Annotated in this window: 12 protein-coding genes; 11 read left to right on the top strand and 1 reads right to left on the bottom strand. The window is 51.0% G+C overall.

The window, feature by feature from the left end; genetic code table 11:
• Window positions 1–41: 41 nt before the first annotated feature.
• From rpoE to H8L32_RS01060, 7 genes are all read left to right on the top strand, one after another.
• Complete coding sequence (gene rpoE, locus H8L32_RS01090; RefSeq protein ID WP_186945311.1) at window positions 42–644, top strand: RNA polymerase sigma factor RpoE; 603 nt, start codon at window positions 42–44, stop codon at window positions 642–644.
• A 65-nt stretch (window positions 645–709) separates the two neighbouring features.
• Window positions 710–1,387, top strand: coding sequence for a sigma-E factor negative regulatory protein (locus H8L32_RS01085; protein ID WP_186945310.1), 678 nt, complete (start codon window positions 710–712; stop codon window positions 1,385–1,387).
• Between the two features lie 2 nt (window positions 1,388–1,389).
• On the top strand, window positions 1,390–2,409 hold the full coding sequence (locus H8L32_RS01080; RefSeq protein ID WP_230412016.1) for a MucB/RseB C-terminal domain-containing protein: 1,020 nt from the start codon (window positions 1,390–1,392) through the stop codon (window positions 2,407–2,409).
• A 12-nt stretch (window positions 2,410–2,421) separates the two neighbouring features.
• Window positions 2,422–3,915, top strand: a complete 1,494-nt coding sequence (locus H8L32_RS01075) for a DegQ family serine endoprotease (RefSeq protein WP_186945309.1) — start codon at window positions 2,422–2,424, stop codon at window positions 3,913–3,915.
• Window positions 3,916–4,082: 167 nt separating this feature from the next.
• Window positions 4,083–4,337: a glutaredoxin family protein gene (locus H8L32_RS01070; RefSeq protein WP_186945308.1), complete on the top strand. Its 255-nt coding sequence runs from the start codon at window positions 4,083–4,085 to the stop codon at window positions 4,335–4,337.
• The gene (gene rnhB, locus H8L32_RS01065) at window positions 4,330–4,935 is read left to right on the top strand and encodes a ribonuclease HII (RefSeq protein WP_186945307.1); all 606 of its coding nucleotides are present in this window, start codon (window positions 4,330–4,332) and stop codon (window positions 4,933–4,935) included. Before H8L32_RS01070 ends, rnhB begins: the two co-directional genes overlap by 8 nt.
• A gap of 11 nt (window positions 4,936–4,946) precedes the next feature.
• Window positions 4,947–5,741, top strand: coding sequence for a TrmH family RNA methyltransferase (locus tag H8L32_RS01060; RefSeq protein ID WP_186945306.1), 795 nt, complete (start codon window positions 4,947–4,949; stop codon window positions 5,739–5,741).
• 61 nt (window positions 5,742–5,802) lie between these two features.
• On the opposite strand, the gene ppsR is transcribed toward H8L32_RS01060, so the two are convergent.
• Window positions 5,803–6,651, bottom strand: a complete 849-nt coding sequence (gene ppsR / locus H8L32_RS01055) for a posphoenolpyruvate synthetase regulatory kinase/phosphorylase PpsR (protein ID WP_186945305.1) — start codon at window positions 6,649–6,651, stop codon at window positions 5,803–5,805.
• A gap of 311 nt (window positions 6,652–6,962) precedes the next feature.
• Here ppsR and ppsA point away from each other — a divergent pair, with 311 nt between their 5' ends.
• The 4 genes from ppsA to H8L32_RS01035 all read left to right on the top strand — a co-directional run bounded on the left by ppsA (window position 6,963) and on the right by H8L32_RS01035 (window position 13,257).
• A complete protein-coding gene (ppsA, locus tag H8L32_RS01050) occupies window positions 6,963–9,380 on the top strand; it encodes a phosphoenolpyruvate synthase (protein ID WP_186945304.1) in 2,418 nt (805 codons plus the stop codon).
• Between the two features lie 331 nt (window positions 9,381–9,711).
• Window positions 9,712–10,146, top strand: a complete 435-nt coding sequence (locus H8L32_RS01045; RefSeq protein WP_186945303.1) for an NfeD family protein — start codon at window positions 9,712–9,714, stop codon at window positions 10,144–10,146.
• A 75-nt stretch (window positions 10,147–10,221) separates the two neighbouring features.
• Window positions 10,222–11,172, top strand: coding sequence for an SPFH domain-containing protein (locus tag H8L32_RS01040; protein ID WP_186945302.1), 951 nt, complete (start codon window positions 10,222–10,224; stop codon window positions 11,170–11,172).
• Between the two features lie 135 nt (window positions 11,173–11,307).
• On the top strand, window positions 11,308–13,257 hold the full coding sequence (locus H8L32_RS01035; protein WP_186945301.1) for an SPFH domain-containing protein: 1,950 nt from the start codon (window positions 11,308–11,310) through the stop codon (window positions 13,255–13,257).
• Window positions 13,258–13,269 lie beyond the last annotated feature (12 nt).

Raw genomic sequence — 13,269 nt, 5'->3', positions numbered from 1 at the left:
CGCTTTTGTACGCTGCACTTTGCGCATATAGGAATGAATGAGTGACGACAGAACGCGAAATTGATCAGCTATTGGTTGAGCGCGTCCAGCGTGGTGACAAAAAAGCATTCGAGCTTCTGGTTTCCAAATATCAAAGGAAATTAATGCGGCTCGTGTCCCGGCTCGTCTATGATCATGCCGAAGCAGAAGATGTAGTACAGGAAGCATTTATCAAGGCATACCGTGCCTTGCCGAATTTTCGTGGTGAGTCCGCGTTTTACACCTGGCTGTACAGGATAGGTGTGAATACCGCGAAAAACCACCTGGTAACGCAAGGGCGCAGGGCGCCGACTTCGACGGATGCCGATGTCGATGAAGCAGAAAGTTTTTCCGATGCAGAAGGTCTGAGAGATATTAATACGCCAGAATCCCTGCTTGCCAGCAAGCAGATCGCAGAAACGGTGAATAGCGCCATGTCCACCTTGCCGGAAGAGTTGCGGAACGCAATCACCCTGCGCGAGATAGAGGGCCTGAGCTATGACGAAATCGCGGAAGTCATGCTGTGCCCGATAGGAACGGTACGCAGCAGGATATTCAGGGCACGAGAGGCCATCGCTGAAAAATTGCGGCCTCTGCTAGGTACAACGCTGGAGCAGCGCTGGTAAACCAGGCTGGCACGGCACAAGGTAGTAAAAAACGAATTCAAAATAAGTGGTAAAAGGTGAAAATTATGGACAAAAGCACAAATCAACATGAGAGCATTTCCGCCATGGCAGATGGCGAGCTGAGTGATGCTCAACTGGATTCCTTGCTGGCGGGTTTAAACCAGCCCGGAAACAAGGATGCCTGGGAAATTTATCACCAGATTGGTGATGTGCTGCGTTCCGAAGAATTGGCTGTGAGTTTCAGTGCAGATTTTTCCAGCCGGCTGTCGGCAAGACTGGATGCGGAACCTGTCATCCTGGTGCCGAATGCGCTGATTAAAAATGATACGCCTGCACCTCAGAAGGGACAGAAATTTCTAGGCTCTTACGTAGCGGTAGCCAGCGCTGCCGCAGCTGTAGTGTTTGCCTTCATTCTGGCACCGCAACTGCCATTCATGCATAACGGCCAGGATGCCGCTACCCAGATCAGTAGCAGATCTGCACCTGCAGGTAATGTGCAACTGGCATCGCATGGTGACAGTACGCCGATGTCTGCACTGGCAGTCAACAGCAGCCAGAATCCAGCCGTCATGGAAAAAAATGCCCAGGCCAATGACAAGCTGGCAGCCGACATGCCAGATATGCTGCGTGATCCGCGTATCGATAGTTACCTGCAGGCCCATCAGCGTTTTTCACCTTCATTGAATAACGCTACACAGTACGTTACCCGTGCCAATGCCGTTTCAGCCGCTTCGGAAAAATAAGTATGATGTGCGTATGGCGTTTTAAGATCGCGGTGGCGGGATCTGCCTGCTTGCTGAGCACATTGATGGCACCGGCAGCAGCGCAGGATTCGTCGGAAGACCGACGGGAAGTACATGGCGTTTTGCGAAAAATGCAGGCCTCTGCGCAGAAACTGAATTACTCGGGCACCTTTGTGTACCAGCAGGCGAATCAGATTCGCACTTCCAGAATTACCCATATTCTCGAAGCACGCAATGAACTGGAAAAATTGGAAATTCTGGATGGTCAGCCGCGTGAATATGTGCGGAAAAATGATGAAGCCATGTGTTACTTGCCAGAAAGTAAGACATTGCAGGTAGAAAAAAATGTCACGCAAGAAGTTTTTCCTGCCTTGCTGACCTCCAATGCGCATGCGCTCCCCGAGTCATATTCGATCAAAAAAGCAGAACTCAGCCGCGTTGCCGGCATCGATTGCCAGACGTATTCACTGGAGCCACGTGATGCTTCCCGCTATGGCTATCGCCTGTGCGTAGAGCGTGATTCCGGGCTGCTGTTGCGTGCACAGACACTGAATCCAAAGAATGAAGTGATAGAGCAAATCGCCTTTACCCAGTTGACGATAGGTGATATCGATAAACAGAAGGTCAGGCCCACTTTTCAAAATACTGCACAATGGCAGGTTGAAAATCTGACGGTGCAGTCCAATATCAATTCTGGTTGGGTTGTAAAATCCTTGCCAGCCGGATTCAAGAAGATTCGTGAAATGAAACGTCTGATTCCTGCGTCTGCCACAGCCAAAAGCAGTGATGCAAATGCAGCGAAGGCGCATCAGGTCATACAAATGATTTTTTCTGACGGGTTGGCGGCAATTTCCGTTTTTATTGAACCAGATAGTGATAATCGCACGGAAGGCAGTCTGCAGCAGGGCGCCATGACCATCATGGGCAAGCGTCATGCTGAATACTGGTTGACCGTGGTGGGGGAAGTACCGGCAGGCGCAATCCGGCAGGTAATGAACTCGATTGAATTTAAACCTAGATAAGCGAATGACGCCATGAACGTGAACAAACTTTTTCCAATTGAAAAAATTGCTTCCACACTGGTACTGAGTGCCTGCGTGGGTTTGGTCGTACCAACAGCAATCAATGCCAACCCGGTCGCATTGGCGGCCCCGGTAACAGGCTTGCCTGACTTCACCGAACTGGTGGAAAAATCCGGTCCAGCCGTGGTGAACATCAGGACAACAGAAAAAGTCCCGACCGGCCAGAATGCAAATGGTCTGGATGATGACCAGATGCAAGAATTTTTCCGCCGCTTCTTTGGTGTGCCTGTACCTACACCTACGCCAAAAGCGCAGCCTACACCAAAAAACCGCAAGCAGGCACCACAGGCGCAGGAGGAAGAAGTGCCGCGCGGTGTGGGTTCCGGTTTCATTATCTCGCAGGATGGTTTCGTCTTGACGAATGCCCATGTGGTCGAGGGCGCTTCCGAGGTGTATGTCAAACTGACCGACAAGCGTGAATTCAAGGCCAAGGTGATTGGTGCTGATCGTCGTACCGACGTCGCCGTATTGAAAATTGACGGCAGCAAGTTGCCGCGTGTTACCGTCGGTGATTCTGACAAGATCAAGGCCGGTGAATGGGTGATTGCCATCGGCTCACCGTTTGATCTCGACAATACCGTGACAGCAGGCATTATTTCCGCCAAGGCACGTGATACCGGTGATTACCTGCCGTTGATACAGACTGACGTAGCGGTTAATCCAGGTAATTCTGGTGGCCCGCTGATCAATATGCGCGGTGAAGTCATCGGTGTGAACTCCCAGATCTACAGCCGTTCTGGCGGCTACATGGGTATCTCGTTTGCGATCCCGATTGATGAAGCCATGCGCGTCGTCGAACAATTGAAATCTGCCGGTAAAGTGGTGCGTGGCTACCTTGGTGTAGAACGCATTGATGTACCGAAAGAAGTGGCAGAAGGCCTGGGTCTGGCAAAAGCCCAGGGCGCGCTGATACAGCGTGTCATGCCTGGTTCTCCAGCTGAAAAAGCCGGAGTTGAAGTCGGTGATGTGATCCAGAAGGTAAATGGCACTGTCATCGAAAAAGCCGTGGACCTGAACCGTATCGTTGGTGATATCAAACCTGGTGGCAAGGCGACAGTGACAGTCTGGCGTAAAGGTGGCGCAAAAGATATCGTGATCACGGTCGCTGAAGCCGATGCAGAAAAAGCACCTGCTGCCAAAACCGGCAAACAAAAAGCTGAACCTGCTGTTAATGTATTTGGTCTGTCTGTGGCTGACCTGAGCGATGCGCAAAAGCGTGAATCTCAAGTCAGTGGCGGCGTTATCCTGGAAAGTGTGGATGGCGGCGCTGCCAAGGCTGGCTTGCAGGCTGGTGACATCATTACCCGTGTGAATAATTCCGATATCAAGGATGCCAAGGAATTTGCTGCGGTGATGGCGAAAGTGGATGCCAAGAAAGCAGTGCTGTTGCTGGTGAAACGTGGCGAAGTATCCAAGTTTGTCGCCGTGCGTCCGACTACGCAATAAACCGGTCTAGTAGCCTGACAGTCTGGTAGACTGATCTCAAGAAAGGCCACCTGTTCAGCAGGTGGCCTTTTTTTATTTGGTGGCGATTTGGTAGTGCTGATCGCAGCGACTTATAATACGCTTGTAGTGACGCAAATCTGATTGCGGATAACCTGACTGGCAAGATGATGATTCAATTTACCCTATATTCCCGCAGTTATTGCCATCTCTGTGACGACATGCTGGAACAGTTGCAAGCCTACAGCCCGGAATACGGCTTCACAGTCAAGGTAGTCGATGTTGATCAGGACGATGAGCTGCTGGCTATGTACGATGAACTGGTGCCTGTCCTGGTAGGGCAGAAGCAAGGGCAGAAGCAACAGCAGCGCATCTGTCATTATTTTTTAGACCCCGCAGCACTGAAAGCATTTTTCCATGCATGACCTGACACCCGGTTTGTCCCTGTTTGATTACGAAGCAGAAGTGATTTGTGGTGTTGATGAAGCCGGGCGTGGCCCGCTGGCAGGGCCGGTGATGGCAGCTGCCGTGATTCTTGACCCGCAACGTCCGATCCCGGGCTTGCGCGATTCCAAAAAGCTCAGTGAAGCAAAGCGCGAGCTCTTGGCGGTGGAAATCAAGCAGCATGCGCTGGCGTGGTGTATCGCCGAATGCTCGGAACAGGAAATCGATGAACTCAATATCCTGCAAGCTACCATGCTGGCCATGCGCCGTGCGGTTGAAGGATTGTCTGTCACACCGACACTGGCCCTGATTGATGGCAACCGCTGCCCGGTCATGGCCGTTCCTTCTGAAGCCATCGTCAAGGGTGATGACAAGGTGGCAGCCATATCGGCCGCATCCATACTCGCCAAAACTGCGCGAGACCATGTTTTGATGCAATTGCATGAAACCTATCCCCAGTATGCGCTGGACCAGCACAAGGGCTATCCGACCGCATTGCACCTGGAGCGCCTGCGTGAACATGGCGTGTCACCGATACACAGAAAATCGTATGCGCCCGTGAAGGCATTGCTCAAATAAATACACCATACATGAAATCGATTACCTCTCGCGACAATCCGCTCTACAAGGAATTCAAACATCTGGCCACCAGCGCGCAGGCCCTGCGCAAGGCCGGCCGTACCTTGCTGGATGGCGTGCATCTGTGTCAGGCCTATTCCCAGCATCATGGCTTACCGCAATGCTGCATCGTTGCCGAAGGCAGCCTGCACCATCCTGAAGTGGCCGCCATTCTGGCAAACATAGAGCAGCAGGCGGTCCAGTGCATTTGCCTGCCAGATGCGCTGTACAAGGCCTTAAGTCAGGTTGAGCATGGTGTGGGCCTGATGTTTGTGATCGCGACACCGGCGCCGCAACTGCCGGCAACATTGGCTGTGTCCTCGGTCGTGCTGGATAATCTGCAAGACCCAGGCAATCTGGGTTCCATCTTGCGTAGTGCAGCAGGTGCCGGCATACGCAACGTGTTTTGCAGCATAGGGACAGCATCGGCCTGGTCACCCAAGGTCATGCGGGCCGGCATGGGAGCGCATTTCCTGCTTAATATTTTTGAAAACGTAAACCTGGCTGAATTGCTGGAAAATGCCAGCATTCCCGTATTGGCAACCAGCTCGCATACCAAACAAACCATATACCAGACTGACCTCAGCAAGGATGTAGTCTGGCTGTTTGGTCATGAAGGGCAGGGCGTATCACCGGAGTTGATGGCGATGGCCAGCCAAACCGTGACCATTCCCCAGCAGGCAGCGATAGAATCGCTGAACGTGGCAGCCAGCGCTGCCATCTGTTTTTTTGAACAGGTCAGGCAGCAGCTCGGCAAGTCGAATTAATATTGCTATATCAGAACTCATTGCTACTCATGAAATGAGTTCTGATGAGTGCCAATGAGTTTTAATAAACCCGAACGTCAGATTTAATTTCCTGCAATATCGTGGTGGATATTTCTTCAATCGACTTGGCGGTCGATGACAGCCAGCGTATGCCTTCCCGTTTCATCATCAATTCTGCTTCATTGACTTCGTAACGGCAATTTTCCAGCGATGCATATTTGCTGCCGGGGCGACGTTCATTACGGATTTCCGACAGCCGTTCTGGCGCAATGCTCAGTCCGAATATCTTGCCCTTGAATTCGGGCAGGGCCGATGGCAGTCTGCCACGTTCAAAATCATCCGGTATCAAGGGGTAATTGGCTGCCTTGATGCCATACTGCATCGCCAGGTAAAGGCTGGTCGGGGTCTTGCCTGAACGCGAAACACCGACCAGTATCACATCTGCCGTCGATAAATTCTTGTTCGACTGACCATCGTCATGCGCGAGGGAAAAATTGATGGCCTCAATGCGGTTTTTATATTCCTCAGAATCGGCAATATTGTGGCTGCGCCCTATGGTATGGGTGGATTTGATACCCAGTTCCTGTTCCAGTGGCGATACAAAAGTCTGTATCAGGTCCATATGCAGACCCTTGGACTTGAAAACCACGCCAGCCAGGTCGGTTTTTACCAGGGTGGAAAAGACGATGGGGCGGTTGCCATCGGCATTGAATGCGTCATTGATGCGACGCACGGCATCATGTGCTTTTTCCAGGGTATCAATGAAAGGCAGGCGGACTTGCTTGAATTTCAGGTCAAATTGCGTCAGCACGGAATGCCCGAAGGTTTCTGCCGTAATACCCGTACCGTCTGAGACAAAGAATACGGTACGGTTGGCGGCTGGCCTTGCTTGTTGAGGGGAATCTGACATGGTAATTTTGATATGGTTAATTAAATATATTTATAAGGGGTGTCTGTACGGTTTTTGTAAGATTTTTTATATAAGTACAAACAAAAAACACAGCAAATTCTCATTTGCGTGAGAAATTCTTGCGAGACACAATGTAAAATGCTGCAACAGCATGGTTCAGGACGTGTTGAGATGTGTTTTTGGTATAGCTGGTGGGTCAATAAAAAAGCACATCTCAATACGCCCTCAGCAGCTCGCCTCAAGAATAACAAAAAAACAGTGGGAGACGAAGCTGCAGGGCAAAGATTTCTTACCATCAAAAAGAGGTTGTTATGTCCAACGCAGCAAATACCGAAGCAACTTATGTTGCCTCGTTTGAGCATTTACGCATGACGGATGTTGAATCCGTCGGCGGGAAAAATGCATCATTAGGCGAAATGATCAGCCAGCTGGCCACTGCCGGGGTGCGGGTACCTGGTGGTTTTGCCACCACAGCGCAGGCGTTTCGTGATTTCCTTGCCCATAGTATCGACGGCGGCCTGCCTTTGGCCCAGCGTATCGCTGATCGTCTTGAACACCTGAACATTGATGACGTCAAGGAACTGGCAAAAGCTGGTGCCGAGATTCGCCAGTGGATAATCGACACGCCTTTCCAGCCGCGCCTGCAAACGGAAATCGAAGCCTTCTACAATAAACTGGTTGCCGAATCCACTGCAGAAATGTCTTTCGCCGTGCGCTCTTCTGCCACCGCTGAAGATTTGCCGGATGCGTCTTTCGCTGGCCAGCAAGAAACTTTCCTTAACGTCGTCGGTATCGACAACGTGCTGGAAGCGATGAAGCATGTCTTCGCCTCTTTGTACAACGACAGGGCGATTTCTTACCGTGTCCATAAAGGTTTCACCCACGCTGAAGTCGCCTTGTCTGCCGGTGTGCAGCGCATGGTGCGTTCGGATCTGGGTGCCGCTGGCGTCATGTTCACGATAGATACCGAATCCGGCTTCAAGGATGTGGTGTTTATCACATCCAGCTATGGCCTTGGTGAAACCGTGGTCCAGGGCGCGGTGAATCCGGATGAATTCTATGTCCACAAACCTATGCTGGAACAGGGTAAATTGCCGGTCATACGCCGCAATATCGGCTCCAAGCTGATCAAGATGGAATTTACCGGTGAAGCCAAGGCCGGTCGTTCCGTCAAGACCGTGGATGTACCGGTGGAATTGCGTAACCGTTATTCGCTGAATGACACCGAGGTGGTGGAGCTGGCCAAATACGCGACCATCATTGAAAAGCACTATGGCCGTCCTATGGACATAGAATGGGGTAAAGATGGTCGTGACGGCAAACTATACATCCTGCAAGCACGTCCAGAGACCGTCAAGTCTCAGCAAAAACCAACAGATGCACAGCAACGCTTCAAACTGAAGGGCAGTGGCACAGTCCTGGTATCAGGCCGTGCGATTGGTCAGAAGATAGGTGCAGGCCGTGTGCGTGTGATTCATGACCCGTCAGAGATGGAAAGAGTACAACCGGGCGATGTGCTGGTGGCTGACATGACTGATCCGAACTGGGAACCAGTCATGAAGCGTGCTGCCGCTATCGTTACCAACCGTGGTGGCCGTACCTGCCACGCGGCAATTATTGCGCGTGAACTGGGTGTGCCTGCTGTGGTGGGCTGTGAAGATGCGACGGACGTGCTGAAAGATGGCACCCTGGTGACCGTCTCTTGCGCCGAAGGTGATGAAGGCAAGATTTACGACGGACTGCTGGAAACCGAAGTCACTGAAGAGTTGCGTGGCGAATTGCCGAAGTTGCCGTTGAAGATCATGCTGAACGTTGGCAACCCTCAACTGGCGTTTGACTTCCAGTCGGTGCCGAATGAAGGTGTCGGCCTGGCGCGTCTGGAATTCATCATCAATAATAATATTGGCGTACATCCGAAAGCGATTCTGGAGTATCCGAATATTGATGCAGATCTGAAAAAAGCAGTGGAATCCGTGGCCCGTGGCCATGCTTCACCCAAGGCTTTTTATGTCGACAAACTGGCTGAAGGCGTGGCGACCATTGCTGCTGCATTCTGGCCTAAAAAAGTCATCGTGCGCCTGTCTGATTTTAAATCCAATGAGTACAAGAAGCTCATAGGTGGTTCTCGCTACGAACCTGATGAAGAAAACCCTATGCTGGGTTTCCGTGGTGCAGCACGTTATCTGGCACCAGACTTTGCCGAATGTTTCGACATGGAATGCCAGGCAATGAAGCGCGTACGTAACGACATGGGTCTGACCAATGTGGAAATCATGGTGCCTTTCGTCCGTACACTGGGCCAGGCAGAAAAAGTTGTGAATCTGCTGGCAAAAAATGGCCTGCGCCGTGGTGAAAATGGCCTGCGTCTGATCATGATGTGTGAAGTGCCATCGAACGCGATACTGGCTGAAGAATTCCTGCAATTCTTTGACGGTTTCTCTATCGGTTCGAATGACCTGACGCAATTGACACTGGGCCTGGATCGCGATTCCGGCATGGAACTGCTGGCTGCCGACTTTGACGAGCGTGATCCTGCCGTGCGCGCCCTGTTGTCACGCGCTATCGCTGCCTGCCGCAAGCTGGATAAATATGTAGGCATTTGTGGCCAGGGACCTTCGGATCATCCTGACTTTGCCGAATGGTTGATGAAAGAGGGAATCGAATCCATTTCTCTGAATCCTGATTCAGTCATCGACACCTGGCAGAAGCTGGCAGCGGTTGCCAAATAAGCCTGGTTGAGCATTTGTTTCTACCCGGAAAAACGGGAATGTCTGATATGACATTCCCGTTTTTTCTTGTTGGTGCGCCGCAACATAAATGATTTTGGACCCTTGTATTTTCTTGAATTAGGACTAGACTACCGGTGTCGAAACTTAAGAAAAAGAAAATCAATACTTCAACAAAATTCCTGGAAAAGCCCTCGCTACCGAGTAGGTAACGAGGGCTTTTTTGTGAGTAAATTCCTACGACGATTACCGATGAAAAATATAAGCAGTTCGTAGAGAATGCAAATGCAGCAGAGTCACTGGTGGTATAAAAATTGATAAGGAGAACAATAAAATGAATGGATGGATGATGTGGACCTCGTTGGCGGTCATACTCGTAATACTGGAGCTTTTTACCGGTACTTTTTACTTGTTAATGATTGCAGTTGGCTTGTTGGCAGGCGCAATTGCAGCCTTTTTTGAGTTCGGTGGATTGGTGCAGGCAGTCATTGCCTCGGTAGTTGGTTCTGTTGCTACCTTTGCCTTGCGCAAGAGTAAGTATGGCAGCACGGAGCGCCATGAAGCATCACGCGACCCCAACGTCAACATGGATATAGGCCAAAGCCTGCAGGTTAATGACTGGAAAGACCAGGGTAATGGCAAATTTGTGGCACGCGCCATGTATCGCGGTGCCATGTGGGATGTGGAATTGCAGCACTCGGCTGGCTATCCCGGTGCTTATATGATTGAAGAAATACAAGGTAGCCGCTTGCTTGTGAAGCCGTGCTGACAAGAAATAAAAATCAGTTGCATCAGTTTTTTAGCGTAAATAAAAAATCATTTAAATAACAATAAAGGTAAGAAAATGGAAAATATAGGTACAGTCGCTCTGGTTTTACTGATCTTGGGTGTCGTGTTTATCTTCAAGACCATCAATGTCGTGCCGCAGCAGCACGCCTGGGTGGTCGAGCGTTTGGGTAAATACCATGCCACGCTGGGGCCAGGTTTGAATATCGTGGTGCCGTTCGTTGACCGCATCGCCTACAAGCACATCCTGAAAGAAATTCCACTGGATGTACCGCCGCAAGTGTGTATCACCAGAGACAATACGCAATTGCAGGTGGATGGCATATTGTATTTCCAGATCACCGATGCCATGCGCGCCTCATATGGTTCTTCCAACTACATTGCGGCGATCACGCAACTGGCACAAACCACCTTGCGTTCGGTCATCGGTAAAATGGAACTGGATAAAACCTTTGAAGAGCGTGATCACATCAACACTACCATCGTCAATGCGATTGATGAATCTGCTGCCAACTGGGGTGTCAAGGTCCTGCGTTATGAAATCAAGGATTTGACGCCACCAAAAGAAATCTTGCATGCCATGCAGGCACAGATTACGGCTGAACGTGAAAAACGTGCCCTGATCGCTGCTTCTGAAGGCCGCAAGCAAGAGCAAATCAATATCGCTACCGGCGAACGTGAAGCATCGATTGCTAAATCCGAAGGTGAAAAACAGGCTTCCATCAACCGTGCAGAAGGTCAGGCTGCTGCTATTCTGTCGATTGCAGAAGCCAGCGCCGAGGCGATACGCAAGACTGCTGCAGCGATGCAATCGCCAGGTGGTGCTGATGCAGCCAACCTGAAAGTGGCCGAGCAATATGTAGCAGCGTTTGCCAATCTGGCGAAAACCAATAACTCGATTATCGTCCCGGCCAATCTGGGTGATATGAGTGGCCTGATCGCCACCGCCATGCAAGTCGCCAAGTCACAAAAGCCTGCCATCATCGAGTCGCCACGACGACCCGTCTAAATTGAAGGGGAGGCGTGACAGGTCTCCCTGAATCCCTGATTTCATTCCCATTGCTGTACTACTGGCACCTACCAGGTGCCAGTAGCGCCGCTGCATTTCCGCACACATCGGAACATATAGAAGAAGAGGCTATTCATGTTTGAAATTATCCTGGCAGTCAGTGCTGTTGCCCTGATTCTGCTGTTTTATACCAGTAATATCCTGGTGTATATCTCGAATGAAAAAATCGGTATCGTTGAAAAGAAATGGTCTACCGGCGGTTCTGTACAACAAGGCTTTATTGCGCTGAATGGTGAAGCCGGTTTCCAGCCCGAAGTCTTGCGCGGTGGTTTTCATGTGTTTTTCCCGTTTCAATATGCTATCCACAGGCATGACCTGGTGACGATACAGCAGGGCACCCTGGCTTATGTATTTGCCCGCGATGGTCAGGCCATGGCACCTACCCAGAACCTGGCCTGTAACAAGGCAGCGAATGACTTTACCAATGTGCGCAGTTTTTTGACCAGTGATGGTCAAAAGGGTCTGCAACGCAAGATTTTGCGTGAAGGTACCTACGCCATCAACCTGGCGCAATTTGTGGTGCTGACTGCCGACCGTGTGTATGCCTTGCCGTTGCCGGGTGATGGCAATGTCAGCTCTGAAGGTATGGTGGTTGGTCAACTGGCAGAAATGCTGGATGAACTGCGCTTGCGCAATGGCTTCCTGCCGCTGGTGATACGTGACGACAAACTGGCCGTTATTACAACGCATGAAGGTCGTTCACTGCCTGAGGGCACGATAGTGGCTCCCGTGGTTGGTGCTGATCCGCATGAAGACCGTAGTTACCATCACGACTTCCAGAACCCCGAGGTATTTATCGAAGGCGGTGGATATAAAGGCCGTCAGTTGCAGGTGCTGGTCGAGGGTACCTATTATTTGAACGCCCGCTTTGCCACCTATGAGATCGTTGAGAAGCGGGTTGTACCTGTCGGTTACGTCGGTGTGGTCGTCTCTTATACTGGCAAGGCCGGTAACGACGTCACCGGTGAATCATATCGCCATGGTGAACTGGTCAGCAGCGATGAAAAAGGTGTGCAGGTGACCCCGCTGCTGCCGGGTAAATATGCGCTGAACCCCTATGCCAAACGGGTGATCGATGTGCCCACCACCAACTTCATCCTGAAATGGCAATCTGGTCAGGTCGGTTCGCATGAGCTGGACAAACACCTGAGCGAAGTCTCACTGATTACCAAGGATGCGTTCGAGCCTGACCTACCTTTGTCCGTTGTCGTCAACATCGACTATAAAATGGCACCACTGGTGATACAACGATTTGGCGATATCCAGAAACTGGTAGAGCAGACTCTGGACCCCATGGTGGCCGCTTATTTCAAAAACATAGGTCAGGGCAAGACTCTGATTGAATTGTTGCAGGAACGTTCGGATATCCAGGAGCGTGCAAAAGCCGAGATGCGCAAGAACTTTGAAGGTTATAACCTGACCCTGAATGAAGTCCTGATCGGTACCCCGCGCGCAAAAACTGGCGATACGCAAATTGAAGTGATTCTGAAACAATTGCGTGAACGTCAGGTTTCCAGGGAACAGCTGGAAACCTACAAAACCAAGGAAACTGCTGCTGTACAAGAGCGCATCCTGCGCGAAGCAGAGGCCAAGGCCAAACAGCAGACCGCCATTACCGAATCTGAGCTGGCCGTTAAAATTGCAGAAAACCAGGGTAGTGCTGCTGTGCAAAAAGCCATCAAGGCAGCGGAAGAAGCACGTCAGGTTGCTTCTGGTGCGGCTGACGCCAAGCGCACTTTAGCCAATGCAGAGGCTTATCAGATCCAGCAGATAGGTGAAGCACAGGCGAAGGCGACCGAGTTGAATGTGGAAGCCTATGGCGGCCCTGAACTGCAATTCCAGCAAACCGTACTGTTGCGTTTTGCCGAGGCGATAGAGAAAGGCCATATTGCCATGGTGCCCAGCATACAAACCGGCGGCAGCGGCAGCGGCAGCAGTTCAGCCGTTGATGCCTTCCTGGCGCTGGCAGCAAAAGACTTGTTGAACAAAGGGGAGGGCAAGGCAGCAATCATTAATGCCGGTTAAGCGTTTATATGG

Source organism: Undibacterium hunanense (assembly GCF_014284335.1).
In the GTDB taxonomy this organism is placed as follows: domain Bacteria; phylum Pseudomonadota; class Gammaproteobacteria; order Burkholderiales; family Burkholderiaceae_D; genus Undibacterium; species Undibacterium hunanense.
The sequence above is the reverse complement of the archived record's forward strand: the minus strand, read 5'-3'. Positions and strand labels throughout refer to the sequence as shown.